This window comes from Alloyangia mangrovi, from assembly GCF_002300555.2.
GTDB lineage: Bacteria > Pseudomonadota > Alphaproteobacteria > Rhodobacterales > Rhodobacteraceae > Salipiger > Salipiger mangrovi.
The window spans coordinates 62,886-89,759 of sequence record NZ_NTHN02000004.1 but is presented as its reverse complement, the minus strand read 5'-3'; the positions used below and the strand labels follow the sequence as shown (position 1 = coordinate 89,759).

Here is a 26,874-nt window from a genome sequence, read left to right as displayed (position 1 = left end):
CGTGGCGCTCAGAAGGCCGCTTCGCGCGCGATCACGTCGCGCATCGGCTCGAAGAGCATCTCGGCCAGGAGCCCCGCGACCTCGGCCCAGAAGGCCTCGTCCGCGGCCAGCGCCGGCGGGACGAAAGCGGCGCGGCGCAGCGCAGCGACGATCTCGTCGGCTTCCTTGACCTCGGCCATGGCCTGCAACTCGGCGGCGCGTGGATCGCGCAGCGCGTAGGCATCGCAATCGTGGGTGGCACCGCTGAGATGCCGCGCCCAGGCGGCCGTGGCAAAGGTGAAGGCCCGGCAATCAACCCCCTTGGCCCGTGCATCGGCCACCGCCGAGAAGACGCGCTGCGGCATCTTTTCCGAGCCGTCCATGGCGATCTGGAAGGTCTCATGCGCGATCTCGGGGTTCTCGAACCGCTTGGCCAGCGCCTCGGCATAGGCGGCGGTGTCGATGCCGGGGATCTCGGGCAGGGTCGCAGCGGCGGCAGCGAGGTGGCGGCGCACCAGCTTGGCCAGCGACCTTGCCGCCATCACGTCGCGCACATAGGGGCAGCCGGCGTGGAAACCGGCGTAGGCCAGCATCGAGTGGCTGCCGTTGAGCATCCGCAGCTTCATCGTCTCGAAGGCGGTGACATTGTCGGTGAAGATCGCCCCGGCCTTTTCCCAGGCTGGGCGGCCCTGCGGGAAATTGTCCTCGATCACCCATTGCACGAAGGTCTCGGTCTCGATCGCGGCGAGGTCCTCGCAGCCGGTGAGCGCGGCGGCTTCGGCAAGCGTGGCAGGGGTGGCCGCGGGGGTGATGCGGTCGACCATGGTCGAGGGGAAGGCGACCTCGGCGGCGATCCAATCGGCCAGCGCCGGATCGATGCGGCGGGCAAAATCCACCACCGCGCCGCGCAGCAGCACGCCGTTCTCCGGCAGGTTGTCGCAGCAGAGCACGGTGAAGGGCGCAAGCCCCGCATCGCGGCGGCGGCGCAGCGCCTCGGTCAGCAGGCCGAGCACGCCCTGCGGCGCGGCAGGGTTGGCAAGGTCGGCGGCGACGGCGGGATGGGCCGGGTCGCAACCATGGGCGGCGCGATCGAGGCCATAGGCCTTTTCGGTCACGGTCAGCGAGACGATCCTGGTGCCCGGTGCGGCCATGGCCGCCAGCGCCGGCTCGGGGTCGCCAGCCGAGCAGATGGCATCGGCAATGGCCCCGATCACCCGCGCCTCGGTGCCCTCGGCGCCCTTGGCGATCAGCGTGTAGAGCCCGTTCTGCGGGTGCAGTTCGTCCGACGCCTTGGGCGAGCGCAGCGATACGCCGAGGATGCGCCAGTCGCCGCCCTCGGCGGCCAGCGCCAGGTCGGTCAGCGCCGCCTGGTGCGCCTTGTGGAAGGCGCCGAGGCCGAGGTGGACGATGCCCACCCCGTGCGCCTGCGGATCATAGCCCGGACGCAGCGCCTCGGGCACCTGGGTCAGGGATGCCAGCCTCATGCCGCCCCCGTCGCCAGTTGGTGCTCGAAGGCGCGGTAGAGGCCGCGCAGCTCGGCAAGGCCCTTGAGACGGCCTATCGCCGGGTAGCCCGGCTGCGCCTCGCGGCCGATGTCGTCGAGGATGTCCTGCCCGTGGTCGGGACGGAAGGGAATCGACCAGTCTGCGCGGCCCTCGGCCTTGCGGCGGCGTTCCTCGGCGACCACGGCGGCGACCATGGCGACCATGTCGGTGTGGCCGGAAAGGTGCTCGTCCTCGTAGAGCGAGTTCATCACCTCGGTGCCCTCGATGGCAACATTGCGCAGGTGCAGGAAGTGCACGCGGTCGGCCAGCGCCTTGAAGATCTCGACCGGGTTGTTGTCGGGACGCGCGCCGAGCGAGCCGGTGCAGAGCGTCACGCCATTGGCGCGCAGGTCGACGGCGTCGAGGATCTTCCGGTAGTGCGCCTCGGTCGACATGATGCGCGGCAGGCCGAGCAGCGGGAAGGGCGGATCGTCGGGGTGGCAGCACAGGCGCATGCCCAGTTCCTCGGCCAGCGGCGTCACTTCCGACAGGAAGTCGATCATGTGCTGCTGCAGTTGGGCCTCGGAAATGTTGTCGTATTCCGCGAGGTGCAGCTTCACATCGTCGAGGCTGAACTTCTCCGCCGCGCCGGGCAGGCCGAAGACCACGTTGCCGGCGAGCTGCTCCCTGCGCGCGTCATCCATCTTGGCAAAGCGCTCGGCGGCCTCGGCGACCACATCGTCTGGGAAGCTCTCGGCGGCGCCGGCGCGTTGCAGGATATGGATGTCGAAGGCGGCGAAATCGATCAGGTCGAAGCGCATGCAGCGCGCGCCGCTCGGGCGCTCCCAAGCCAGATCGGTGCGGGTCCAGTCCAGTACCGGCATGAAGTTGTAGCAGATCACTTCGAGCCCGGCCTCGGAAAGATGCCGCATCGAGGTCTTCCAGCTCTCGATATGCGCCTTCCAGTCGCCCTTCTGCTTCTTGATGTCTTCCGAGACGGGCAACGATTCGACCACGTCCCAGACCAGTGGCGAGGGCCGGCCGTCCTTGCGGGTGGCAATCTCGCGCTGACGCTGGGCGATTTCCTCGGGGGTCCAGACCGCGCCGGTGGCCACGTGGTGCAATGCGGAAACGACGCCCTCGACGCCGGCCTGCATCATGTCGTCGATGCTCACGCGGTCTTTCGGACCAAACCAACGCCAGGTCTGACGCATCGGATTCCCTCCCTTTTTGTCTGCTGCGCGGGACGGGCTCCCGCGCCTCGGTGGTCACGAGATTCATAGCAGGCGATTCAAATGTTGACTAGTATGGAAGTATGGAGCAGGTTGCCGCCACGGAGGAGAGCCATGGGAATCGAGACAATCCAGATCGAGCAGGTCGACCAGTCGGCGCCCGTCGGGCCGCAGCTGATCCGTGCCCTGCGCCAGGCGATCGTGCGGAACCAGTTCGAACCCGGCACCCGGCTCTCCGAGGCAGAAATCGGCGCGCGCTTCGGCGTCTCGCGCCAGCCCGTCCGTGAAGCCTTCATCAAGCTGGCCGAAGAGGGCCTGCTGGAAATTCGCCCCCAGCGCGGTTCCTTCGTCCGCAAGATTTCCGTCGGCGCGGTGCTTGACGCCCGCTTCGTGCGCGAGGCGGTCGAGGCCGACATCGCCAAGGCCTGCGCCACCGCCCGCCCCGCCGGGCTGGTCGAAGAGCTGCGCGGCCAGATCGCCGCGCAGGCCCGGCTCGTCGATCACCACCCCGCCGCCTTCGTGCCGCTCGACGACGAGTTCCACCACACCTTGGCCAAGGGCGCCGGGCGCCCCAACGCCTGGGCGGTGATCGTCGGCATGAAAAGCCAGATGGACAGGGTGCGCCAGATGACCTCGGCGCATTTCCCGCTCGAACACCTCATCGCCCAACATACCGCGGTGGTCGACGCCATCGACGCGGGCGACCCTGAAGCGGCCGAGAAGGCCATGCGCGGCCACCTGCAGATGATCCTGTCGGACCTGCCGGCCATCCGCGAAGCCTTCCCCGACTATTTCGACCCCGATGCCGCGTGAGTGCGTACGCGGCATTGTCCCCAAGCGACCCTGAAAGGGAGGAACACCATGATCGTCGCAAAGACCCTAAAGACCCTGATGCTCTCCGGCATCGCCACCGTCGCGCTCAGCGCCTCGGCCATGGCTGCCGACATGACGCTGAAGCTCGGCCACCTCGCCAATGAGGACAACACCTGGCACAAGGCCTCGGTGAAGTTCGCCGAGGAACTGGCCACGCTGACCGACGGCCGCATCGAGGTAGAGATCTACCCGAACGAAACGCTCGGCAAGGAAGTCGACGTCATCAACGGCATGCAGCTCGGCACCGCCGACATGACGATCACCGGCGAGTCCCTGCAGAACTGGGCACCGATGGCGGCACTGCTCGCGATGCCCTACGCCTACACCTCGCTCGAGGACATGGACGCCGCCGCCGGTGGCGAGCTCGGCGACCGCATCGAGGCGCAGATCATCGAGAAGGTCGGCATCCGTCCGATCGCCTACTTTGCCCGCGGCCCGCGCGAGCTGACCTCGAACCGCCCGATCACCTCGCCGGACGAGCTGAATGGCCTCAAGATGCGTGTGCCGAACGTGCCGCTGTTCCTCAACGTTTGGAAAGCGCTTGGCGCGAACCCGACGCCGATGGCCTTCTCCGAGGTGTTCACCTCGCTGCAGAACGGCACCATCGACGCGCAGGAGAACCCGCTGGCGCTGATCAAGTCCGCGAACTTCAACGAGGTGCAGAAGTACATCAACAAGACCGACCACGTGCGGTCCTGGATCTACCTGACCATCTCGGAAATGGCGTGGGACCAGCTCTCGGAAGAGGATCAGGCCAACGTCATGGAAGCCGCCGCCCGCGCGCAGGCCTACGAGCGTGAGCTCTTCCTCGCTGACGAAGAACAGCTGGTCACCCAGCTCGAGGAGCTTGGCGTCGAGTTTGTCGATGTGGACAACGCCGCCTTTGCCGCCGCCGCCAAGGAAGCCGTGCTGAACTCGGTCTCCGACGATATCCGGCCCGACGTCGAAGCCCTCTTCGACAAGTAAGCCGACCCGCGGGCCCCTCCTCCCTTTCTCCCGGGCCCGCTCTCCCGGGCCGGACCCTCCACTCGGGTCCGGCCCTTCCCGCAATTTCACCGAAGAGCCGTTCCATGCAAAAGCTCGTCACGGTCCTGACCGCCATTGCCCGTATCGCGACGGGGCTCAGCTTCGCCGCCATCATCGTCGCCGTCATCATCCAGCTGCTCGGGCGCTCCGGCGTGATCACCTCGGTTGTCTGGACCGAAGAGCTGACCCGCTTCGCCCTGCTCTACCTCGCCGCCTTCGGCGTCGGCCTGGCCTACCGCTCGGGCGATCTGGTGAACGTCGACATCGTCTGCGAGGCGCTGCCCGGGCGGCTGCCCTGGATCCTGCGGCTGATCTGCGCCGTGATCACGCTCGGCTTCGGCCTGATGCTGATCAAGGCGACCTGGCTCTATGTCTCGATCGGTGCCCGCCAGACCGCCCCTTCGCTGGGAGTCCGGATGGACTTCATCCACGCCTCGGTGCTGGTCGCGCTGCTGGCGATCAGCCTGTTCGCCGGGCTGCGCGTGGCCGGCATGCTCAGCCGCCGCGACACCGGCCTTCCCGAAAAACCCGAAGAGGAGCTCTGAGATGGAGCTGACCATTCTGCTCGGCTGCTTCCTCGGCGGCCTGATCATCGGCTTGCCGGTGGCCATCACCCTCGGCGTCTCGTCGATGGCCTACATCCTCTTCAAGGGCATGCCGCTCGTGGTCATCCCGCAGAAGATGTACGCGGGCATGGACAGCTTCGTGCTGCTCTGCATCCCGGGCTTCATTCTCGCCGGCAACCTGATGAACGCCGGCGGCATCACCGGGCGCATCGTGCGGCTGGCGCAGGCGCTGGTCGGCTGGATGCGCGGCGGCCTTGGCCTCACCAACGTCGCCGCCTCGATGCTGTTCGGCGGCATCTCGGGCACTGCCGCCGCCGACGCGGCCTCGATCGGCGGCATGATGATCCCCGGCATGAAGAAAGCGGGCTATCCCGCCGATTTCTCCGCCGCGATCACCGCCGCCTCCTCGACCGTCGGGCCGATCATCCCGCCCTCGGTGCCGATGATCATCGTCGGCACGCTGTCAGGCATCTCGGTCGGCAAGATGTTCATCGCGGGCGCCATCCCCGGCATCATGATGGGCGTGGCGATGATGATCACCGCCTGGATCCTCGCCAAGAAGCACAACTACCCGCGCCAGGAATGGCAGGGGCTGGGCGAGCTCTGGAAGGCCTTCCTCGGCGCCTTCTGGGCCGTGGCCATGACCGGGCTCATCGTCGGCGGGCTGCTTACCGGCTTTGCCACCCCGACCGAGACCGCCATCGTCGCCTCGATCTACGCCTTCGTCGTCGGCGCCTTCGTCTACCGCGGCCTGAAAGTCCGAGACGTGCCGAAGATCCTGATCGACAGCGCCGTCTCTGCCGCCGCGATCCTCGTGCTGGTGGGCCTCGCCAACGTCTTCGGCTGGATCCTCGTGTCGGAGCGCATCCCGCAGATGATCGCCGACTCCGTGCTCAGCATCACCGACAACAAGCTCCTGGTGATCCTGCTGATCAACCTGGTGCTGCTCTTCGTCGGCATGTTCATGGAGACCATCGCCGCGCTGATCATTCTCTTTGGGCCGCTGCTGGCGCTGGCCACCGGCGTTGGCGTCGACCCGCTGCACTTCGCAGTCTTCGCGGTGCTCAACCTGATGATCGGCCTGACCACCCCCCCCGGTCGGCGTGTGCCTCTTCATCTGCGCCGGCATCGGCCGGGTCACGCTCTGGGAAGTCACCCGCGCGATCATGCCCTTCATCCTCACCAACATCCTCGTGCTGCTGCTCGTCTCCTACGTGCCGTTCTTCAGCACCTGGCTGCCCTCCTTCCTGTCGAACTAGGACCAGACCCATGACCAACCGCATCGCACGGCTGCACGGACAAAAAAGACCTGCGCGTCGAGACCATCGAAGAGCCCACCGCCGCGGCGGGTGAGGTGGTGGTCGCGATCGGCGCGGGCGGCATCTGCGGCTCGGACATCCACTATTACGCCGACGGCGGCATCGGCACGATCCGCGTGCGCGAGCCGATCATCATCGGCCACGAGGCGGCAGGCACCGTGGTGTCGGTCGGCGAAGGGGTCGACACGGTTGCCGTCGGTGACGTGGTGGCGGTGAACCCCTCGCACCCCTGCGGCGCGTGCAAGTTCTGCAAGGCGGGGGATCACCAGCACTGCATGACCATGCGCTTCAAGGGCTCGGCGATGTTCCTGCCGCACGAGCAGGGCTTCTTCCGCGACCGCGTCGCGATCGGTGCCGGCCAGTGCTACAAGATCGCCCCCGGCGTGCCGATGGCCGAAGCCGCGCTGGCCGAGCCGCTCGCCGTATGCTGCCGCGCGGTGACCCGCGCCGTGCAGGTGGCAGGTTCCCTCGAGGGCAAGCGCGTCCTCGTCACCGGTGCCGGCCCGATCGGCGCGCTCTGCGTGGCACTGGCCAAGCACTACGGCGCGTCCGAGATCGTGGTCACCGACCTGCAGGACGCAACGCTGGAGGTGGCCAGACAGGTCGGCGCGACCCGTGCGATCAACGTCGCCACCAATGGCGCCGAGCTGGCCAAGTACGAGGCCGAAAAGGGACAGTTCGACCTCTGCTTCGAATGCTCCGCCGCGGGCCCGGCGATCCGCTCGGCGATTGCCTGCACCCGCCCGCTCGGCACCATCGTGCAGGTGGGCGTGATGGGCGACACGCCGGTGCCCTTCAACATGCTGGTCTCGAAGGAGATCAACCTCTGCGGCACGCACCGTTTTGACGCCGAGTTCGGCCAGTCGGTGGAGCTGATCAACTCCCGCGCGCTCACGCTCGCTCCGATCGTGACGCACTCCATGCCCGTTGATCAGGCGCAGGACGCCATCGAGTTGGCGATGGATCGGGGCAAGGCGGTAAAGGTGCAGCTGACCTTCGGCTGACCCACTTCCCCTGTCCCCGAAAGGACCGCGCCGCCCACCGGCGCGGTCCTTCTTTTTTAGGCGCGCGCGGGCCTCAGCCCTCGACCATCCCCACCGTGCCGAGGATCGAGGCCAGCCCCGCGTAAAGCCCGCGCAGTGAAAGCTCGGGCTCCACGTCGATCCATTCCTCGAGGCTGTGCGCCCGTCCGCCGGTGCCGCCCGAGCCGAGGCAGATCGCCGGCACGCCGAGGCTCATGGGGATGTTGGCATCGGTCGAGCTGTCGCCGGTCGACGGCGTGAAGCCGAAGACCGGAAGCGCCGCGAAGGCCGCCTGCACGATGGCGCTCCCGGGCGCGGTCTGCCCTGCCGGGCGGTTGCCGATGCGGGTCAGCTCGGCGCGGATCGCGCCATGGGTGCTGTCCCCCCCGTGCGTTCTCGCCTGCCACGGCCTCCTCGACAAGAGCGTGCAGCGCCGCATCAAGCTTGCCCAGTTCTCCCGCGTCGACCGAGCGCAGGTCAACTTCCAGCCAGACCTCCTCGGGGATGGCGTTGATCGAGCTGCCGCCGCCCATGACCGAGGCGCAGAAGGTGGTGCGCGGCGCCTCGGGCACCTCGATCCGCGCCATGCCCGCCATCAGCGATCCGAGCGCGTAGGCCGGGTTGACCGTGCCGAAGGCGTTCAGCGAATGGCCACCCGGCCCACGGAAGGTCACCCGGTAGCGCAGCGAGCCGACCGCGCCCGTGGTGATCTCGCCGACCTCGAGCCCGTCGATGGTGAAGAACCCCGCGATCTTTTCACGGTAGGCGCCCTCTTCGAAGAGGTAACGGATGCCGCGCAGGTCGCCCTTTCCCTCCTCGCCCACGTCGCCGACGAAGAGGATGTCCTGCTCGGTCTCGATGCCCGCCGCGTCAAGCGCCCGTATGAAGGCGAGCAACGCCGCAAGCCCGCGGGTGTCATCGCCCACCCCCGGCGCAAAGAGCTTGGTGCCCTCGCGGCGCACGGTCACGTCAGTGCCCTCGGGGAAAACCGTATCGAGATGCGCCGCGACGACGATCACCTGCCCGTTGCCGCGCCCGCGGCGCAGGCCAAGCACGTTTCCGATGCCGTCGAGTTCGACCTCCTGCAGCCCCAGCGCGCGGAATTTTTCGGCATAGGCGGCGGCGCGGACCTCTTCCTTGAAGGGCGGCGCCGGGATCTGCGTCAGCTCGATGATCTCGTCGACGAAGCGCTCGTGGCCCTGGGCCAGGTCTTCCTGCGCACGCTTGAAACGGTCCGAGGCGATGATCCGGGCGACGTCTTGGGTCATGAAAGGTCCTGTAACTGGATCGGGGAGGGAAACTTCTCCCGACCCAGTTACAGGAGGACGGGCGAACCCGCCACTCAGCTCGGCGTGCCGATCCGCTCGATGTTGCCGACAAGCCCCTGCGCCGTGGCCAGTGCCCGCGCCGTCGCCTGCGCCATCTGCGGCAGGATCATCCACTCCAGCGCCCAGGCCGCGCCCGAGCGCTCTTGTTCGTGGATCAGCGCCTGGTGCATGCCGGAAAGCTGCACCGCGTTGAACCGGGCCAGCGTCACCAGCAGCTCGGCCCCCACCGGGTTCTGCTTGTGCGGCATCGCCGAAGAGCCGCCGCCGCCAGAAAGCGCGATCTCGCCCAGCCCCTGCTGCGCCATCAGGCAGATGTCCTGCCCGATCTTGCCCAGCGTGCCGGTGATCAGCGACAAGAGCCCCGCGTATTCCGCTACCGTGTCGCGCTTGGCATGCCACGCCCCGTCGGTGCTCGCGAGACCAAGCTCGGCGGCGACGTGATCCGTCACGACCCGCGCATCCTCCCCCAGCGCCTTGCGGTCGCCCGAGGCGCCGCCGACCTGCACCCGCTCGACCCGCGGTGCGATTTCAGCAAGCCGCTCGAGATGCGCCGCCAGCGGCTGGTGCCAGGGCCGCAGCCGGTCCGAGACGGTGATCCCTGTCGCCGCCTGCATCCGCGTGCGGCCCATCAGCGGGGTCTCGCCCTGTCGCGCGTCGAGCTCGATCAACGCCGCCTCGAGCTCGGCCACACGCCGCGCCAGCAACGCGGTGCTGTCCTTGAGCGTCAGCACCAGCGCGCTGTCCACCACGTCCTGCGAGGTGGCGCCCTTGTGCAGCGCCGCCACCGCTTCCGGGCCGACCACCGCCTGCAGCTGCTTCACCAGCCGCGGCACCGGTACGCCATCCTGCGCCATGCCCGCCCGGATGTCCTCGAAGTCGATCCGCGCCGCGGCGATTTTCTCGGCCACATCCTCGGCCAGCGCCGCATCGACCCGGCCGCAGGCGCCGAGTGCCCGGCTCCAGGCCGCCTCGAAGGCAAGCATATGCGCCATCTGGCGTTCGGCGGACCAGATCTCCGCCATCTCCGGATCGCCGAACAGCCCTCCCAGCCAGGGGTGATCGAAAACGCTCGCGCTCATGTTGCTCCGTCCCTCGTTCATGCCGAAGGGGCGACCTTACGGCCGCCCCGTTTCTTTTTGCTTACAGCGCCTGCCTCAGATGTCGAGGAAGACCGTCTCGCCCTCGCCCTGCAGGCGGATGTCGAAGCGGTACTTGCCCTCGCCGGTCTTCTTGGCGATCAGCGTCTCAACCCGCGGGCGCTGCTCGATGCGTGCCAGCAGCGGGTCCGAGGAATTGTCCTCGTCCTCGAAGTAGATGCGCGTCTGCAGCCCGATGTTGATGCCGCGGGCCACCACCCAGAGCGAGATATGCGGCGCGCTGACCACGCCGCCCCGGCCCTTCACCTTGCCCGGCTTGACCGTGCGCAGGGTGAACTCGCCGGTCTCGGCATGGGCGGCAAAGCGGCAATGGCCGGAGACCTTGGGGTCCGCGCCCTCCTGCCCCGGGAAGACACCCTTGGCGTCCGGCTGCCAGCTTTCGATCAGCGCGTCCCGCATCGCCCAGCCGGTGCCGTCATAGACGGAGCCGGTGATCTCGATGATCTCGCCCTCGCAGCCTTCTTCGATGGGGCTGACGCCGATCTCTTCATCGTAATAGCCGGCGTTGCCCGCGTAGGTGGGCATGAGGCCGATGTGGACGTAGGGCCCGGCGGTCTGCGAGGCGGTTTCCACGAGGGTTTCGAGTTTCTGCACCATGATCACATGCCCTCCAGCTTGTTCTCGAACATCGACTGGCGACGGCCGCGCAGCACGATATCGAACTTGTAGGCGAGGTAGTCGAGCGGGCGCGAATGCGCCAGGTCAAGCGGGGCGACCAGCGCGTCGAGCTGGGCGCGGTTCTTGATCGTCGCGGCGATCGGGCAGTGGTTGATCAGCGGATCGCCCTCGAAATACATCTGGGTGATCAGGCGCTGGCCGAAGCTGTGCCCGTAGACCGAGATGTGGATGTGCATCGGACGCCAGTCGTTGCCGCGGTTCGGCCAGGGGTAGGCCCCCGGGCGCACGGTCAGGAACTGGTAATAGCCGTTCTCGTCGGTCAGCGTGCGGCCGCAGCCGCCGAAGTTCGGGTCGAGCGGCGCCAGATACGTGTCCTTCTTGTGGCGGTAGCGACCACCTGCGTTGGCCTGCCAGATCTCGATCAGCGTGTTCGGCACCGGGCGCGCGTTCTCGTCGAGCACGCGGCCGTGCATCAGGATGCGCTCGCCCACGGCCGGAGCCGCGCCCTTGGTCCAGTTCAGGATCAGGTTGTTGTCGAGCGCGCCGAGCTTGCCGTGGCCGAAGGTCGGGCCGGTCTCTTCCGAGGGCGAGCTTTCCATCGACAGCAGCGGCAGGTTCGGTGACCGGGCGACGCTGGTCTTGTAGCCGGGATCGTAGGCGACCGGATGCGCGTCGCGGTTGCGCGGGATCAGCGGGCCCTTATCTGTGGTGATGAAGTTGCTCATTCGGCTGCCGCCTCCATTTCGGCATAGGTCGCCTTGGCCAGTTTCAGCGCGTGGTTGGCGCGCGGAACCCCGGCGTAGATCGCCACGTGCTGGAACGCTTCCAGCACGTCCTGCTTGCTGGCCCCGGTGCGCGCCGTGGCGCGGATGTGCATCGGGATCTCCTCGAAGTTGCCCGTCGCCGCCAGCAGCGCCAGCGTCAGCATCGAGCGTTCGCGCTGGCTGATCGCGTCCGACGCCCAGACCGTACCCCAGGCGCTGCGGGTGATCAGCGTCTGGAAGGGCTCGTCAAAGGGCGTCTTGTTGGCCTCGGCGCGGTCCACATGGGCATCGCCCAGCACCGACCGGCGCGTCTTCATGCCCTGTTCGTAAAGCTCGTCCATTCAGGCAGTCCTTTCCAGAAAATCGGTGATGAGCCGGGCGGTCGCCGCGGGCTGCTCGACGCAGGGGATGTGCCCCGCGCCCTCGATCAGCGCGAACTCCGCGCCGCAAAGCTCGGCGGTGCCGCGCACCAGCTCGGGCGGGGTCGAGCCGTCCTCGGCCCCGGCCACGGCCAGCACCGGAAGTGTCAGCGCACGGGTGCTTTCGGTCAAATCCGCCCCGGCGATGGCGGCACAGCAGCCGACGTAACCCTCGAGCGGGGTGCGCTCGAGCATGTTCTTCCACGCCGCGAACTGCGGATCGCTCTCGCGGAAACCGGGGGTGAACCAGCGCTCGAGAATGGCATCCGCCAGCGAGGCCACGCCATTCGCGCGGATGCCGTCGATCCGGGTCTGCCACATCTCGGCGGACCCGATCTTGGCCGCCGTGTCCATCAGCACCAACGCGCGGATCAGATCCGGGCGTTTCACCGCCAGACCCTGCCCGATGAGGCCGCCGATCGACAGGCCGACGAAGGTGACATCGCTCAGCCCCAGCGCCCCGCAGATCGCCTCGGCGTCACCGACCAGCGTCTCCATCGCATAGGGCGCCTCGGGCGCATCGGACAGCCCGTGGCCGCGCTTGTCGAAGCGCACCACGCGAAGCCCCTCGGGCAGCAGCGGAATCAGCGCATCCCAGACCCTCAGGTCGGTGCCCAGCGAGTTCGCCAGCATGAGCACGCGGCCGTCCCTCGGCCCCTCGTCGCGGATGTGCAGGCTGACGCCGGATACGGAAAGTGTCTGCATGGTGCCTCCTCGGGGCTCGGTTGGGCCTCGCCGCCCTTCTGCCATGGCAAATCGCCGGTGAAAAATATAACTAGGCGTGGAACCCATAACTCTGAGGTTATGAATGATCCACCCCCACCTGCGCATGCGGCACCTGCGCGTCTTCCTCGAGACTGCCCGTCTGGGCAGCCTCAGCGCCGCAGCCGAGGCCCTGCACGTGAGCCAGCCCGCGGCCTCCAAGACCGTGCGGGAGCTGGAAGAAATCCTGAACGCGCAGCTCTTCGACCGCGGCGGGCGGCGGCTGGCGCTGACCCGTGCGGGGAAGATATTCCAGCAATACGCGGGCACGGCGCTGGCCGATCTCGAGCGCGGACAGCGGCTGCTGCGCGATTTGCCGCAGCGCCAGCGCAAGCTCGCGGTGGGGGTGCTGCCGACCGCCGCCACCGGGCTCTTTCCCGACGCCGCCGCGCGTTTCCGCGAAACCCACCCCGACTGCACGCTGCGAGTCTCCACCGGGCCGAACTGGCTGCTGCTTTCGCAACTCCGCGAGGGCGCGCTGGATATCGTCGTGGGGCGCATGCCCGCCACCGGCACCGGCGAGGGCCTCAGCTTCCGCCAGCTCTACTGGGAGCGCGTGGTGCCGGTGATCCGTCCCGGCCACCCGCTCGCCGGGCAGGACTGGGAGCCCGCCGAGCTGCTGCGCTACCCGCTGATGCTGCCGCCCGCCGGGGCGGTGATCTCGGGCTCGGTACGCTCTTTCCTGCAATCGCTGGGGCTGGGCGAGCCGATTCCCGCGTATGAGAATGTTTCCCACGCTTTCGGGCGGCGGGTCGTGGCACGCTCCGACACCATCTGGTTCATCTCGGCGGGCGTTGTCCGCGCCGAGCTGGACAGTGGCGAGCTGACCGTTCTGCCGGTGCAGAACGAGCTGCTCGGCGGCCCCGTCGGCATCTCGCTGCGCGAGGGCATATTGCCCGATGCGGTGCTGCAGGGGCTGGTCGATACCCTGGTGACTGTCGCCGCCGAGCACCCGGCGCAGGAGGGCTGAGCCCCCTGCCCCGCGCCCGGTTCAGCCGGCGGGCGCCAGCGCCTTCATCTCGGGCACCGGGGTGACCAGCGGCGCCCCGGCGGTGAAGGCGGCAATGTTGTCGCACATGAGATCGGTCGCCATTTCCTGCACCTCGGGCGCGTTGCCGGCCATATGCGGGGTCAGCACAACGTTCTCCATCGCGCAGAGCGCCGCGGGCACCTCGGGCTCGTTCTCGAAGACATCGAGCCCCGCACCCTTCAGCGTGCCCGCCTGCAGCGCCGCGATCAGCGCGTCGGTGTCGACCACCGTGCCGCGCCCGACGTTGAAGAGATAGCCCCGCGGACCCAGCGCCGCGAGCACCTCGGCGTTCACCGCGTGCTGCGTCGCCGCCCCGCCCGGCACGCAGGCCACGAGGTAATCGACCCGCTCGGCCAGCTCCAGCAGCGAGGGCACGTAGGCATAGGGCAGGTCCGGTTTCGGGCTGCGGCTGTGATAGCTCACCTCGATATCGAAGGCCGCCGCCCGCCGCGCCAGCGCCGCGCCGATGCCGCCCATGCCGAAGATGCCCATCTTCTTGCGCGAGACCAGCGGCCGCGGCGTCTCGGTGTAGTTCCACGCCCCCGAGCGGGTCAGCCGGTCCTGATGCGGAATGCAGCGCACCGCCGCAAGCAGCAGCGCCATGGCGTGATCGGCCACCGCCCCGGCATTCACCCCGGCGCCATGGGTGACTCTGATGCCGCGGTCGATGGCCGCCTGCACGTCGATCCCCTCGTAACCGGTGCCGACGCAGCAGATCAGCCCGAGATTCGGCAGCTCGTCCATCTCGGCGCCCGTCGCCCCCTTGAAGCCGGCGGTGATCAGGACGCGGGTGCCGGCTCGCTCCTCGTCGGTCAGATGGGCATAGCCGCCGGTGCAATCGTGCAGCGTGAACCGTTCGCCGAGCATGCGGTGGTAGGCCTGGGTCTTGATGTTGATGGCGATCTGCTGCGGCATGAGGCGCTCCGGTAGAGACACGCGCCCGCCCTGCGCCGGGTCGCGTCATTGAGCGCCATCCCGGCCGCGCGGGCAGCCCTCCCCCGGTCGGCGCGGGTTGCCCCATCTGCCCCGAGGGCAGCCCGGGATTCAAGCGCGATTGCGGAGGCTGGGTCCGGGAACGGTGCCTGCGCTCAGAGCGTCACTGGCCTTCTTGGCGGATGTCGCGGATGGTCAGCACCGGCGAGGCGTCCATCTCGTGCGCATCCAGCATCGCCGCGACCCGTTCGAGCGAGGCCACGAGCTGCGCCTGCTCCCAGTCCTGCAGTCCCTCGAAGCTTTTCACGAACTTCTGCTGCAGCGCATCGGGCGACTGGCTCACCGCCTCGCGGCCCTTGTCGGTGATCGCCACGTCGGTCTGCCGGCGGTCCACGTCGGAGCGGTGCCGGGCCACCATGTCGCGCGCCACCAGCTTGTCGACCAGCGCGGTCACCGTTGCCTGGCTGACCCCCATCTGGGTTGCCAGCGCCTTGGGGGTGGCGGTGCCGTGATCCTTCTTTGCCACGATCTGCAGCACCCGCAGCTGCGCCGGGGTCAGCCCCGCGGCCTGCGCGAGCTTGCGCTCGTAGAGCTCGGTCGCGCGCAGGATGCGGCGCAGCGCGATCAGGCTCTGGTCAGTGCGATCTGGAGTTCGGTCAGCCATACAGGACTTTTGGCAGGATTCCGCCAAAGCTTCAATTGGCTAAGCACTTGACTGTGTCATTCGCAAGACTAAGGAGATTTGCTTCATAAAATCTTACCTTTCATGGAGCACCAAACGCCAAAATGCCGCTATAAGCGTAAAAACTGCTTCGGAGGTTGAAACTTTAACCCTCCTGCATTAGTTAGATTGACGAACCAAACGGAGGACGCCGGATCGATGCCGAAAGACATGACACAGCCTGACACGCGCACCCCGGTGCTGCGTAAGCCCGAAGCAACGGACGGGGCTGCGATCTGGGAACTCGTGCGCGCCTGCAAGCCGCTCGACGAGAACTCTATGTACTGCAACCTCGTGCAGGCCGAACATTTCCGCGACACCTGCGTGCTGGCCGAGCTTGACGGCGAAGTGGTGGGCTGGATCTCGGGGCACATGATCCCGAACCAGAACGCCTTCTTTGTCTGGCAAGTGGCGGTCAGCCCCAAGGCCCGCGGCCTCGGCCTCGGTCGCAAGATGCTGACGCATCTGACCGAGCGCGACGAATGCGCAGACGCCACTGAACTCAAGACGACGATCACCCGTGACAACGACGCGTCCTGGGGTCTGTTCCGCAGCTTCGCCCGCTCCATCGGCGGCGAGCTCTCGGACGCGCCGCACTACACGCGCGATGACCACTTCGACGGCATGCACGCGACCGAGCACATGGTCACGATCGAGCTGCCGCAGGAAGAAGAGACGCTGCGCGCCGCGGCCTGATCGCTCCCCCAACATCACTGAACCAATCTTTTTCTAAGTTCTAGAAAGGACTTCGTTATGCCGAAAGACACGTCTAACGGCCCGACTATTTACGCTCGCCGCGAGAGCGAGGCACGCTCCTACTGCCGCTCCTTCCCGGTGAGCTTCACCTCCGCCCGTGGCTCGGAACTGACCGACGATCAGGGCCGGACCTATATCGACTTCCTCGCCGGCTGTTCCTCGCTGAACTACGGCCACAACGACCCGCACATGAAGGCGGCGCTGGTCGAGCACATCATGAGCGATGGCATCGCCCATGGTCTCGACATGCACACCGACGCCAAGGAAGCCTTCCTCGAGACCTTCGAGCGCCTGATCCTCGAACCGCGTGGCATGGACCACAAGGTGATGATGGTCGGCCCGACCGGCACCAACGCCGTCGAGGCGGCGATGAAACTCGCGCGCAAGGTCACCGGTCGCACCAACATCATCGCCTTCACCAACGGCTTCCACGGCATGACCGTGGGCGCGCTGGCGGCGACCGGCAACAAGGGCAAGCGCAACGGTGGCGGCATGCCGCTTCAGGGCGTGACCCACATGCCCTACGAGGGCGCCTTTGGCCCCGATGTCGACACGCTCGCGCAGATCGAGATGATGCTCGAGAACCCCTCGTCGGGTCTCGATGCCCCCGCCGCCTTCCTCGTGGAGCCGGTGCAGGGCGAGGGTGGCCTCAATGCCGCCTCCGCCGAATGGCTGCGCGGCATCGCCCGCCTCGCCAAGAAGCACGGCGCGCTGCTCATCGCCGACGACATCCAGGCCGGGATCGGCCGAACCGGCACCTTCTTCTCCTTCGAGGAGATGGGCGTCGAGCCGGACCTCATTCCGCTGGCGAAATCGCTCTCGGGCTTCGGCCTGCCCTTCGCCGCCCTGCTGATGAAGCCGGAACTGGACGTCTGGAAACCGGCCGAGCACAACGGCACCTTCCGGGGCAACACCCATGCCTTCATCACGGCGCGCGTGGCGCTCGAGAAGTTCTGGGCAGATGGCCGCTTCCAGCGCGCGCTGGCCGAGAAGGCGCAGCTGATCGAGGACGAACTGGAGACCATCGCCGAGATGATCCCCGGTGCCTACCTCAAGGGCCGCGGCCTGATGCGCGGCGTCGATGTCGGCTCGGGCGAGCTGGCCGGCGCGATCTGCGCCGAGGCCTTCGAGCGCGGGCTGATCATCGAAACCTCGGGTGCGGGCGACGAGGTCGTCAAGGTGCTCGCGCCGCTGACCACCTCGGAAGAGACCTTCCGCAAGGGCTTCGGCATCCTGCGCGAGAGCGTCGCCACGAGCCTCAACAACCACAAGATTGCCGCGGAGTGACACCATGATTGTACGCGATTTCAACGAACTGAAGAAAACCGACAAGCACATCGCCGACGCGCAGTGGACCTCCACCCGGATGCTGCTGGCGCAGGACGGCATGGGCTTCTCGTTCCACATCACCGTGCTCGAGGCGGGCTCGGAACACACGTTCCACTACAAGCACCACTTCGAGAGCGTCTATTGCATGGCGGGCAAGGGCTCGATCACCGATGTCGCCACCGGCGAGACCCACGAGATCAAGCCCGGCGTCATGTATGCGCTGAACCTCAACGACAAGCACATCCTGCGGGCCGAGGAAGAGCTTCACATGGCCTGCTGCTTCAACCCGCCCGTCACCGGCACCGAGGTGCACCGCGAGGACGGCTCCTACGCACCGGCCGAGGAGGTCGCGTAAGCCATGACCCACACCGTCGAGAAAATTGGCGGGACGAGCATGTCCCGCCTCAACGAACTGCGCGACACGTTGCTCATCGGCGGCCGCGAGGGGGATGATCTCTACGGTCGTGTCTTCGTGGTCTCCGCCTTCGGCGGCATTACCGACCTGCTGCTCGAGCACAAGAAATCGGGCAAGCCGGGCGTTTACGGCCAGTTTGCCAACTCCGACACCGGCCACGGCTGGCACGACGCGCTGACCGAGGTGTCGCAGGCGATGATCGAGGCACATGAAGCCGTGCTGGGTCATCCCGGCGACGTCGAGCAGGCAACCGACTTCGTGCGTAACCGCATCGAGGGCGCGCGCAACTGCCTGATCGACCTGCAGCGCCTCTGCTCCTACGGGCACTTCCAGCTCTCCGAGCACATGCTGCAGATCCGCGAGCTGCTCTCGGGGCTGGGCGAGGCGCATTCGGCCTATGTCACCGTGCTGATGCTCCAACGCGCGGGTGTGAACGCGCGCAACGTCGACCTCTCGGGCTGGCGCGACGACGGGCACTACACGCTCGAAGAGCGCATCATGAAGGCGATGGAAGGTGTTGACCCCGCCGCCGAGATGCCCATCGTCACCGGCTATGCGCAATGCGCCGAAGGGCTGATGCGCGAATTCGACCGTGGTTATTCCGAGGTGACTTTCTCCAAGCTTGCCGCCCTCACCGGCGCACGCGAGGCGATCATCCACAAGGAGTTCCACCTCAGCTCGGCCGACCCCAAGCTTGTGGGCGCGGAAAACGTCCGCAAGCTGGGCCGCACCAACTACGACGTGGCCGACCAGCTGTCGAACATGGGGATGGAGGCGATCCACCCCAAGGCGGCCAAGACTCTGCGCCAGGCACAGGTGCCGCTGCGCGTCACCAACGCCTTCGAGCCGGGCGATCCGGGCACGCTGATCGACGACCAGCCCGCCGAGACCCCGGCGGTCGAGATCGTCACCGGGCTCGACATCGTGGCGCTCGAGGTCTTCGAGCAGGACATGGTCGGGGTGAAGGGCTACGACGCCGCGATCCTCGACGTGCTCACCCGCCACGGGGTGCGCATCGTCTCGAAAGTGTCGAACGCCAACACCATCACCCACTACCTGGACAGCTCGCTCAAGACGATGCGCCGGGTGGAGGACGATCTGGCCAAGCTCTACCCGCAGGCCAAGATCAGTTCGCGTACGCTGTCGATGGCCTCGGTCATCGGCCGGGATCTCAGCACCCTCTGCGTGCTGACCCGGGGCCTGCAGGCCATCGCGGAAGCGGGCTATGAATCGATCGGCGCGACCCAGGGTCCGCGCAATGTGGACGTGCAGTTCATCCTCGAGCGCAACGACCTCGAGCCGGTGATCGCCGCCCTGCATGGCGCCTTCGTTTCCCCGCAGGCCAAGCAGAAGCTGAAGACAGCCGCCTGAGCCTGCACGATCCGACAGGGACTTCGACCAACTGGGGGCGGCTTTCGGGCCGCCCCTTTTTCCTGCCGCACCGCAGCGTCGCAACTCTCTTCGAAAAGAGTTGCAGAAGCCTTCGAAGGCTTTTGCCTCCGCCCTCCCGGACCGTCACACGCCCGTCAGAGTCCTGCGGCAACAGGGGGGGCATTGTTCTCGGCGGGCTTGCGCTATATTGGCACGGCTTCCCCGTGTTCGCTGTCCGGAGGTGACCACCGATGCAGACGCCTTATTACCTGATCGACAAATCGCGGCTCCTGCCCAATCTCGAGAAGATCGCCCACCTGCGCGAGACCTCCGGCGCCAAGGCGCTGCTGGCGCTCAAGTGTTTTGCCACATGGTCGGTCTTCGACATGATGAGCGAGTACATGGATGGCACCACCTCCTCCTCGCTCTTCGAGGTGAAGCTGGGACGGGAAAAATTCCCGGGCGAGACCCACGCCTATTCCGTGGCCTGGGCCGATCACGAGATCGACGAGGTGCTGGCGAGCTCGGACAAGATCATCTTCAACACCGCGGCGCAGCTCTCGCGCTTCGAGGAGGTCAGCCGCGGCCACACCCGCGGACTGCGGGTGAACCCGGGCGTGTCGACCTCGAGCTTCGATCTCGCCGACCCCGCCCGCCCCTTCTCGCGCCTCGGCGAACATGACCCCAAGGACATCGAGCCGGTGCTCGAGCAGATCAGCGGCTTCATGTTCCACAACAACTGCGAGAACGCCGACTTTGAGCGCTTCGACAATATGCTCGGCTCCATCGAGCAGCGCTTCGGCCACCTGATCCGCCAGATGAAATGGATCAGCCTCGGCGGCGGCATCCACTTCACCGGCGAGGACTACCCGCTCGACCGCCTCGCCGAGCGCCTGAAGCGTTTTGCTGGCGAAAACGAGGTGCAGGTCTATCTTGAGCCCGGAGAGGCGACGATCACGAAATCGACCACGCTGGAGGTGACGGTGCTCGACACGCTCTTCAACGGCAAGAACCTCGCGATCGTCGACAGCTCGATCGAGGCGCATATGCTCGACCTGCTGATCTACCGCGAGAGCGCCAAGATGGACGAGAGCGGCGATCAGCCCTGGATGATCTGCGGCAAGTCCTGTCTGGCAGGTGACATCTTCGGCGAGTTCATGTTCCCCAAGGCCCTGAACCCCGGCGACCGGCTCAGCATTCAGGACGCCGCCGGTTACACGATGGTCAAGAAGAACTGGTTCAACGGGGTGCAGATGCCCTCGATCGCCATCCGCGAGCTCGACGGCACCGAGCGGCTGGTGCGCGGCTTCACCTACGACGATTTCAGCGCCGCGCTCTCCTGAGCGCGCGCAAACCCAAGACGGACAAAAGACGGAGGTCCAGTGAGTTGAAAAAAAGACGTTCTCATCATCGGCGCAGGCGGCGTCGCTCAGGTCGTGGCGCATAAATGCGCTCAGAACAACGATGTGCTCGGCGAGATTCATATCGCCAGCCGGACGCTTTCGAAATGCGAAGCGATCCTTGAGTCGGTCCGCGAAAAGGGCGCGATGAAGGTAGAGGGCGTCCTCAAGGCTCACCAGGTTGACGCGATGGACACGGCCGCCGTCGCCCAGCTGATCCGCGACACCGGCGCGCAGATCGTGATCAACGTGGGCAGCGCCTTCGTCAACATGACCGTGCTCGACGCCTGCATCGAGACCGGTGCCGCCTATATCGACACCGCGATCCACGAGGATCCCGCGAAAATCTGCGAGACCCCGCCGTGGTACGCCAACTACGAGTGGAAGAAGCGCGACCTCTGCGCCGAGAAGGGCGTCACCGCGATCCTCGGCGCCGGCTTCGATCCGGGCGTGGTCAATGCCTTCGCCCGCTTCGCCATCGACCAGATGGACGAGGTGAAGAGCATCGACATCGTCGACATCAATGCCGGCTCCCACGGCAAGTATTTCGCCACCAACTTCGACCCGGAGATCAACTTCCGCGAGTTCACCGGCACCGTCTACTACTGGGAAGACCAGCAGTGGAAGGAGACCTCGATGTTCGCCTCGGGCAAGGACTGGGATCTGCCCGTCGTCGGCACCCAGCGCGCCTACCAGTCGGGCCATGACGAGGTGCACTCGCTTTCGGCCAACTACCCGCAGGCCGACGTGCGCTTCTGGATGGGCTTCGGCGAGCATTACATCAACGTCTTCACCGTGCTGCAATCGCTTGGCCTGCTTTCCGAGCAACCTGTGAAAACCGCCGAGGGCCTCGAGGTCGTGCCGCTGAAGGTGGTCAAGGCCGTGCTGCCCGACCCCTCCTCGCTGGCGCCCGACTACACCGGCAAGACCTGCATCGGGGATCTGGTGAAGGGCGTGAAGGACGGCGAAGAGGTGGAGATGTTCGTCTACAACGTCGCCGACCACAAGGAAGCCTACGAGGAAGTGGGCAGCCAGGGCATCTCCTACACCGCCGGCGTGCCGCCGGTGGCGGCTGCCATGCTGGTTGCCTCGGGCGAGTGGGACGCCAAGTCCATGCGCAACGTAGAGGAACTCGACCCCAAGCCCTTCTTCACCATCCTCGACGAGATCGGCCTGCCGACCCGCGTCAAGGATGCCAAGGGCGACCGCCCCTGGAACGCGTGACGGCCTGATAGCCTGACAGCGACTCATATCAAGGGCCGGGAGCAATGCTCCCGGCCCTTTCCATTTCACCGCCTTTCTTGCAGCCCGGCGACAATTTCTCGCCGTCTCGCCGACAAGACGCCGCCACGCCTTGCAAACCCCGCGCGTCCAAGGTTTCTGTCGCCGTGACGGGAAAACGAGCGGCTGCCAATTGGACGATCTCTGACGGGACAATATCGCGCGCAATGCACCAGTTTAAGTTGCGTTCCGCTTGCTGTTCCTTTTGGCAGATGCTCTTTTCCTTCGCAGTGGTTTCATGCGGCTGTTAGGCGGTGTTTCTAAAAGCATCCGCAGTCGCATTGCTCGGCAGTTGGAAGGAAAGACATTCATGCAGGCAATTACCCCGGTCATTCTCTGTGGCGGTTCGGGCACGCGGCTCTGGCCGGTCTCGCGCAAGAGCTATCCCAAGCAGTTCGCCCGGCTCGTGGATGACACCAGCCTGTTCCAGGCCACCGCCGAGCGGCTCTCGGGCAGCGCCTGCTTCACCAAGCCCGTCGTCGTGACCAATTCCGACTTCCGCTTCGTGGTGACCGAGCAGCTCTCGGCCATCGGCATCGACCCCGGCGCGATCCTGATCGAGCCCGAGGGGCGCAACACCGCCCCCGCGGTGCTCGCCGCGGCGCTGCACCTGTCGCGCAAGGACCCCGAGGCCGCGATGCTGGTGGCGCCCTCGGATCACCGCATCCCCGACCGCGAGTCCTTCCGCGCCGCGGTCGAGAACGGCCGGGCCGCGCTCGAGCAGGGCAAGCTGGTGCTTTTCGGCATCCACCCCGACCGGCCCGAGACCGGCTACGGCTACCTCGAGCTCGACCTGGCCAACGCCGGTCCCGCCACCACGCCGCTCAAGCGCTTCGTCGAGAAGCCCGACGCCGAGACTGCCGCGAAGATGCTGGCGCAGGGCGGCTTCCTCTGGAACGCCGGGATTTTCCTCTTCCGCGTCAAGGACATCCTCGCCGCCTTCGAGAGATACGCCCCCGGCCTGCTGGCCCCGGTCAGCGCCGCGGTGGACCAGGCCGAGGTGGACCTCGGCTTCCTGCGCCTTGCGCCCGGCCCCTGGTCCGAGGCCGAGGACATCTCGATCGACTACGCGGTGATGGAGAAATCCGACGCGCTGGAAGTGGTGCCCTTCGACAGCGGCTGGTCCGATCTCGGCGGCTGGGACGCGATCTGGCGCGAGCTCGAGCAGGACGAGAACGGCGTGGTCTGCAGCGAGGGCGCGACGGCAATCGACTGCGAGGGCTCGATGCTGCGCACCGGCTCGGAGGCCATCGAGATCGTCGGCATTGGCCTCAAGGATGTCATCGCCGTGGCGATGAACGATGCCGTGCTGGTGGCCAGCAAGGACCGCGCGCAGGACGTGAAGCTGGCGGTCGACGCGCTGAAGAAGAAGGGGGCCAAGCAGGCGGTCGAGTTCCCCATGGACCACCGCCCCTGGGGCTGGTTCGAAAGCCTCGTGGTCGGCAGCCGCTTCCAGGTGAAACGCATCCACGTCCACCCCGGCGCTTCGTTGTCGCTGCAGAGCCACTTCCACCGCTCCGAGCATTGGATCGTGGTCGAGGGTACGGCGCGGGTGACGGTGGACGACGAGGTGAAGCTGGTCACCGAGAACGAGAGCGTCTACATCCCGCTCGGCGCCGTTCACCGCATGGAGAACCCCGGCAAGATGCCTATGGTGCTGATCGAGGTGCAGACCGGCTCCTACGTCGGCGAGGACGACATCGTGCGCTACGAGGACGTCTACGCCCGCGGCCAGGGCGCCAAGGGCTGAGCCCGCCGACAGGAAGACGACCGCGCCGGCCCGCGAGGGTCGGCGCTTCTGTAAAGACAGGAAAGGCGCCCCGATGGCACCGAAATTCGGAACGAGCGGCCTGCGTGGCCTGGTGGTGGAGCTGACCCCCGAGCTGGTCGCCGACCACGTCCGCGCCTTCGCCGCGGCCTGCGACCACGGGGGGGCTGCTCTGCGTCGGCCAGGACCTGCGCCCCTCGAGCCCCCGCATCGCCGGCGATATCATCGCCGCCGCCCGCGCCGAGGGGCTGCGGGTGATCGACTGCGGCGCCCTGCCGACCCCCGCGCTGGCCCTCGCCGCGCAGGAGGCCGGTGCCGGCGCAATCATGGTCACCGGCAGCCACATCCCCGCCGACCGCAACGGGCTGAAGTTCTACACCCGCGCCGGCGAGATCACCAAGTCCGACGAGGCGGCGATCACCGCCGCCCTTGGCCGCCCGGCAGGCACTTCCGAGGGCCAACTCGACACCGACCCCGAGGCCGCCGCCCGCTTCGTCGCGCGCTACGTCGACACACTCGGCGGCAAAGCCCTCTCGGGCAAGCGCATCGGCCTCTATGCCCATTCCGCCGTCGGACGCGACGACCTGCGGGCCATGCTCGAGGGCCTCGGCGCCGAAGTGCGCGAGTTGGGCCGGTCGGAAACTTTCATCCCCGTCGACACCGAGGCGGTCGACCCGGACACCCGCGCCCAGATCGCCGCCTGGGTGACGGAGCACGAACTCGACGCGCTGGTCTCCACCGATGGCGACAGCGACCGCCCGCTTCTGGCCGACGAGACCGGCACCATCGTGCCCGGCGACATCATGGGCCAGATCACCGCCGAAGCGCTCGGTGCCGAGGCGGTGGTCACCCCGATCTCCTCCAATTCCGGCGTCACCCGCAAGGGCTTCGGCAAGGTGCTCACCACCCGCATCGGCTCGCCCTTCGTGATCGCCGGCATGGAGGATCTCGGCGGCAGGGTCGTCGGCTACGAGGCCAACGGCGGCTTCCTTCTCGGCTTCGCCGCCGACGGGCCGACCGGTACGCTCGCCGCCCTGCCCACCCGCGACTGCATGCTGCCGCTCATCATGACGCTGATCGCCGCTGGCGACGGCCCGGTCTCGGCCCGTGTCGCGCAGGAGCCGCCCGTGGTCACCATGGCCGACCGCCTGCAGGAAGTACCCCAGGAGGCGTCGCAGCCCTTCGTTGCCGCGCTGCGCGGCGACACCGCGGCCCGCGCAGATTTCCTCGCCCCGCTCGGCGCCACCGAGGCCGCCTGCGATCTGACCGACGGCGTGCGCATCACCCTGACTGACGGCCGCATCCTGCATGTCCGCCCCTCGGGCAACGCCCCCGAGCTGCGGCTCTACGTCGAAGCGCAGGACCGCGCTGGTGCCGAGGCCCTCATGGACAAAGGCCTCGCGCATCTGCGCAAGGCCATCCTCGGCTGAACGAGCACTCCAATTGACCCACGGAGGCCCGATCCCCGCGATCGGGCCGGCCCTGCCCTAAAGGCTCGCCTTGACCCGCGCTTCCCTGTCGGCGCCCGGATCATGCGCTGCGCCCCCGTTGCTTGCGTTCAGCATCGACGGCAGCGTCCCTGCCGCGACAGCGGCACCGGAGACGACGAGCGCCAGGCCAAGCACGGTCCAGGTCGGCACCCGGTTGATCATCTGGGTCGGTTGATAACAGCTCCCACATTGATGCGCACCGAAACGCAGCTTGTGGTTGCAATACCTGCACTTGAAATAGCGATGACTCCGCACGGACATGATCGCCTCCCCTAAAATAGAAATTCGAATTCAATTGCGCGATAAATTCGCGTCTCAAGACTTAAACGATTCTCCCCGAAGGATACGCCGAAGTCGGAAGCCAGTGGAAGAAAAACTCAACAGCTCCAGAGATATGGTTGGACCGCAGAACACCGGTCCAACTCACTCGGAGCGTCGATATCAGGATATCATCCGTGGCAAGACCTTGTCAGCAAATGCGCCGCAATATCAGCCGCCAGCCCCCCCGAATTGACCTTCACGTGCCGAAAATGGCAGCGCATCCGCTCGCAGGGAGCGGACGCGCCGGGTGAAGCTCAGTACCCGGTCCGGTTGCACATGGCGGTAAAGGTCTTGACCATCAGCTTGATGTCGGTGCCGCAGGACATCACCCGCAGATACTCGATGTCCATGGCGACGCGCTCGTCGTAGCTGACGTCATTGCGCCCCGAGACCTGCCAGAGCCCGGTGACCCCCGGCTTCATCGACAGGTAAGCGGCTTGATGGGCGCCATATTTCTCGAGCTCCGCCTCCACGATGGGGCGCGGCCCGACAAAGCTCATATCCCCGAGGAGCACGTTCCAGAGCTGCGGCAGCTCGTCGAGGCTGGTCTGCCGAAGGAATTTTCCGATCAGGGTGATCCTCGGATCCTTGGTCAGCTTGTGGTCGCGCGCCCATTCCGCCGCGGCGGCCTCGTCACGCGCCAGCAGGGCCTGCAGCTTTTCCTCGGCATTTGGCACCATGGTGCGGATCTTCCAACAACGGAACTCCTTGCCGTCCATGCCGACACGCTTGTGGCCAAAGAACCCCGGACCGCCATCGGCCCGCACGATCGCCCACAGGACGGCGATCACAGGAAGCAGGACCGGTATTAGCAGGACCGCGACCGCAAGGTCGAACCACCGTTTCAGGACCTGAGCATAAACCCTGTCGCTCCAGCGGCGGAAACGGGCTTGAGAGGGGAGATTGGAGAGAGCGTCTTCTTCGCTTGCCCTGAAATCAATGGACCTCATCGGCTGAATCCTCCAAACGAATTGGCCAAATACTTTGGTTCGACCGCTGATCTGCCGGACGTACCGGATACATTGCGAAACATTTTTTGCCAGATATTGAACGGAGCTGACTGATTGCTCCCGTCAAACATTAGGTACATTTTGCTGATACACGTGACGCTGGTGCGCTTCAAGCCACGGCCCCAAGACGATTTCGTAACAGATTTTATACAGTTTGACCGTCTCCAGAAGCCCGCTCAAAACCTTTCATCAAGATTAACGTTATAGAAACAGTAGCTTGAGCGTCCCGTCTCGGGGCCGAGCCTTCCCTGTCCTCGGAGCGCTTCGCCACACAGGCGATTTTTGGAAATCCGGTTTTGTGCTCGCGAAAAACACCGAGTGTGGCGAAGGTGCTGAAAGAACGGGCGTCAGGCAAAGGCGCGCCCGAACGCCCTGGCACCGCCCTTCCGGATCGGACCGCCAAGAAGGGCACAAACAGCGGCAATTTCGGGGCTTTTTCGCCCTTGCGGCGACTAGGTTCGCGCAAGAAAGCGCCAGATTCCCGGCACAGCGCGAATCAA

Annotated in this window: 24 protein-coding genes and 2 pseudogenes; 14 read left to right on the top strand and 12 right to left on the bottom strand. The window is 66.6% G+C overall.

Going from position 1 to position 26,874, the window contains the following annotated elements:
• Positions 1 to 8 precede the first annotated feature (8 nt).
• Both CLG85_RS03575 and uxuA read right to left on the bottom strand, forming a co-directional pair.
• Entirely contained in the window at positions 9 to 1,463 is a 1,455-nt protein-coding gene (locus tag CLG85_RS03575) for a mannitol dehydrogenase family protein (RefSeq protein ID WP_260348437.1), read from the bottom strand.
• Positions 1,460 to 2,677 carry a mannonate dehydratase gene (gene uxuA, locus CLG85_RS03570; protein WP_095883350.1) on the bottom strand — a complete coding sequence of 406 codons (1,218 nt, stop codon included), beginning with the start codon at positions 2,675 to 2,677 and terminating at the stop codon, positions 1,460 to 1,462. Before uxuA ends, CLG85_RS03575 begins: the two co-directional genes overlap by 4 nt.
• A gap of 132 nt (positions 2,678 to 2,809) precedes the next feature.
• Here uxuA and CLG85_RS03565 point away from each other — a divergent pair, with 132 nt between their 5' ends.
• The 5 genes and pseudogenes from CLG85_RS03565 to CLG85_RS03540 all read left to right on the top strand — a co-directional run bounded on the left by CLG85_RS03565 (position 2,810) and on the right by CLG85_RS03540 (position 7,483).
• On the top strand, positions 2,810 to 3,508 hold the full coding sequence (locus CLG85_RS03565) for a GntR family transcriptional regulator (protein ID WP_095883349.1): 699 nt from the start codon (positions 2,810 to 2,812) through the stop codon (positions 3,506 to 3,508).
• A gap of 48 nt (positions 3,509 to 3,556) precedes the next feature.
• Positions 3,557 to 4,534 carry a TRAP transporter substrate-binding protein gene (locus tag CLG85_RS03560; protein ID WP_095883348.1) on the top strand — a complete coding sequence of 326 codons (978 nt, stop codon included), beginning with the start codon at positions 3,557 to 3,559 and terminating at the stop codon, positions 4,532 to 4,534.
• 104 nt (positions 4,535 to 4,638) lie between these two features.
• The gene (locus CLG85_RS03555; RefSeq protein WP_095883347.1) at positions 4,639 to 5,139 is read left to right on the top strand and encodes a TRAP transporter small permease; all 501 of its coding nucleotides are present in this window, start codon (positions 4,639 to 4,641) and stop codon (positions 5,137 to 5,139) included.
• A 1-nt stretch (position 5,140) separates the two neighbouring features.
• A pseudogene (locus tag CLG85_RS03550) lies at positions 5,141 to 6,419 on the top strand (TRAP transporter large permease).
• 95 nt (positions 6,420 to 6,514) lie between these two features.
• Positions 6,515 to 7,483 carry an L-idonate 5-dehydrogenase gene (locus CLG85_RS03540; protein WP_260348435.1) on the top strand — a complete coding sequence of 323 codons (969 nt, stop codon included), beginning with the start codon at positions 6,515 to 6,517 and terminating at the stop codon, positions 7,481 to 7,483.
• A 56-nt stretch (positions 7,484 to 7,539) separates the two neighbouring features.
• Here CLG85_RS03540 and CLG85_RS03535 read toward each other — a convergent pair whose 3' ends face one another.
• The 6 genes from CLG85_RS03535 to pcaD all read right to left on the bottom strand — a co-directional run bounded on the left by CLG85_RS03535 (position 7,540) and on the right by pcaD (position 12,492).
• Positions 7,540 to 8,769: a M20/M25/M40 family metallo-hydrolase gene (locus CLG85_RS03535; RefSeq protein ID WP_260348434.1), complete on the bottom strand. Its 1,230-nt coding sequence runs from the start codon at positions 8,767 to 8,769 to the stop codon at positions 7,540 to 7,542.
• Positions 8,770 to 8,843: 74 nt separating this feature from the next.
• On the bottom strand, positions 8,844 to 9,908 hold the full coding sequence (locus CLG85_RS03530; RefSeq protein WP_095883352.1) for a 3-carboxy-cis,cis-muconate cycloisomerase: 1,065 nt from the start codon (positions 9,906 to 9,908) through the stop codon (positions 8,844 to 8,846).
• A gap of 75 nt (positions 9,909 to 9,983) precedes the next feature.
• Positions 9,984 to 10,583, bottom strand: a complete 600-nt coding sequence (pcaG, locus tag CLG85_RS03525) for a protocatechuate 3,4-dioxygenase subunit alpha (RefSeq protein ID WP_095883351.1) — start codon at positions 10,581 to 10,583, stop codon at positions 9,984 to 9,986.
• 2 nt (positions 10,584 to 10,585) lie between these two features.
• On the bottom strand, positions 10,586 to 11,329 hold the full coding sequence (gene pcaH, locus CLG85_RS03520; RefSeq protein ID WP_260348433.1) for a protocatechuate 3,4-dioxygenase subunit beta: 744 nt from the start codon (positions 11,327 to 11,329) through the stop codon (positions 10,586 to 10,588).
• Positions 11,326 to 11,709 carry a 4-carboxymuconolactone decarboxylase gene (pcaC, locus tag CLG85_RS03515; protein WP_108970273.1) on the bottom strand — a complete coding sequence of 128 codons (384 nt, stop codon included), beginning with the start codon at positions 11,707 to 11,709 and terminating at the stop codon, positions 11,326 to 11,328. The genes pcaH and pcaC overlap by 4 nt, the downstream gene beginning before the upstream one ends.
• Positions 11,710 to 12,492, bottom strand: coding sequence for a 3-oxoadipate enol-lactonase (gene pcaD, locus CLG85_RS03510; protein WP_260348432.1), 783 nt, complete (start codon positions 12,490 to 12,492; stop codon positions 11,710 to 11,712).
• A gap of 103 nt (positions 12,493 to 12,595) precedes the next feature.
• On the opposite strand from pcaD, the gene CLG85_RS03505 reads away from it, so the two are divergent.
• Positions 12,596 to 13,519, top strand: a complete 924-nt coding sequence (locus CLG85_RS03505) for a LysR substrate-binding domain-containing protein (RefSeq protein ID WP_260348431.1) — start codon at positions 12,596 to 12,598, stop codon at positions 13,517 to 13,519.
• A 21-nt stretch (positions 13,520 to 13,540) separates the two neighbouring features.
• On the opposite strand, the gene CLG85_RS03500 is transcribed toward CLG85_RS03505, so the two are convergent.
• Positions 13,541 to 14,494, bottom strand: a complete 954-nt coding sequence (locus CLG85_RS03500; RefSeq protein ID WP_260348430.1) for an NAD(P)-dependent oxidoreductase — start codon at positions 14,492 to 14,494, stop codon at positions 13,541 to 13,543.
• Positions 14,495 to 14,675: 181 nt separating this feature from the next.
• Positions 14,676 to 15,176 carry a MarR family winged helix-turn-helix transcriptional regulator gene (locus tag CLG85_RS03495; RefSeq protein ID WP_095883809.1) on the bottom strand — a complete coding sequence of 167 codons (501 nt, stop codon included), beginning with the start codon at positions 15,174 to 15,176 and terminating at the stop codon, positions 14,676 to 14,678.
• A 216-nt stretch (positions 15,177 to 15,392) separates the two neighbouring features.
• Here CLG85_RS03495 and ectA point away from each other — a divergent pair, with 216 nt between their 5' ends.
• The 8 genes and pseudogenes from ectA (at position 15,393) to CLG85_RS03455 (ending at position 24,983) form a co-directional block, all read left to right on the top strand.
• Entirely contained in the window at positions 15,393 to 15,929 is a 537-nt protein-coding gene (ectA, locus tag CLG85_RS03490; RefSeq protein WP_095883810.1) for a diaminobutyrate acetyltransferase, read from the top strand.
• Positions 15,930 to 15,986: 57 nt separating this feature from the next.
• On the top strand, positions 15,987 to 17,276 hold the full coding sequence (ectB, locus tag CLG85_RS03485; RefSeq protein ID WP_095883811.1) for a diaminobutyrate--2-oxoglutarate transaminase: 1,290 nt from the start codon (positions 15,987 to 15,989) through the stop codon (positions 17,274 to 17,276).
• A gap of 4 nt (positions 17,277 to 17,280) precedes the next feature.
• On the top strand, positions 17,281 to 17,673 hold the full coding sequence (locus CLG85_RS03480) for an ectoine synthase (RefSeq protein WP_095883812.1): 393 nt from the start codon (positions 17,281 to 17,283) through the stop codon (positions 17,671 to 17,673).
• 3 nt (positions 17,674 to 17,676) lie between these two features.
• The gene (locus CLG85_RS03475; RefSeq protein ID WP_095883813.1) at positions 17,677 to 19,104 is read left to right on the top strand and encodes an aspartate kinase; all 1,428 of its coding nucleotides are present in this window, start codon (positions 17,677 to 17,679) and stop codon (positions 19,102 to 19,104) included.
• A 251-nt stretch (positions 19,105 to 19,355) separates the two neighbouring features.
• A complete protein-coding gene (locus CLG85_RS03470; RefSeq protein WP_095883814.1) occupies positions 19,356 to 20,447 on the top strand; it encodes a carboxynorspermidine decarboxylase in 1,092 nt (363 codons plus the stop codon).
• 63 nt (positions 20,448 to 20,510) lie between these two features.
• Entirely contained in the window at positions 20,511 to 21,728 is a 1,218-nt protein-coding gene (locus CLG85_RS03465) for a saccharopine dehydrogenase family protein (RefSeq protein ID WP_260348468.1), read from the top strand.
• Positions 21,729 to 22,095: 367 nt separating this feature from the next.
• A complete protein-coding gene (locus CLG85_RS03460) occupies positions 22,096 to 23,535 on the top strand; it encodes a mannose-1-phosphate guanylyltransferase/mannose-6-phosphate isomerase (protein WP_095883816.1) in 1,440 nt (479 codons plus the stop codon).
• A gap of 73 nt (positions 23,536 to 23,608) precedes the next feature.
• A pseudogene (locus CLG85_RS03455) lies at positions 23,609 to 24,983 on the top strand (phosphomannomutase).
• A 57-nt stretch (positions 24,984 to 25,040) separates the two neighbouring features.
• Here CLG85_RS03455 and CLG85_RS03450 read toward each other — a convergent pair.
• Both CLG85_RS03450 and CLG85_RS03445 read right to left on the bottom strand, forming a co-directional pair.
• Entirely contained in the window at positions 25,041 to 25,304 is a 264-nt protein-coding gene (locus CLG85_RS03450) for a hypothetical protein (RefSeq protein ID WP_141244655.1), read from the bottom strand.
• A 314-nt stretch (positions 25,305 to 25,618) separates the two neighbouring features.
• On the bottom strand, positions 25,619 to 26,314 hold the full coding sequence (locus tag CLG85_RS03445; protein WP_095883598.1) for a sugar transferase: 696 nt from the start codon (positions 26,312 to 26,314) through the stop codon (positions 25,619 to 25,621).
• Between the last annotated feature and the right edge of the window lie 560 nt (positions 26,315 to 26,874).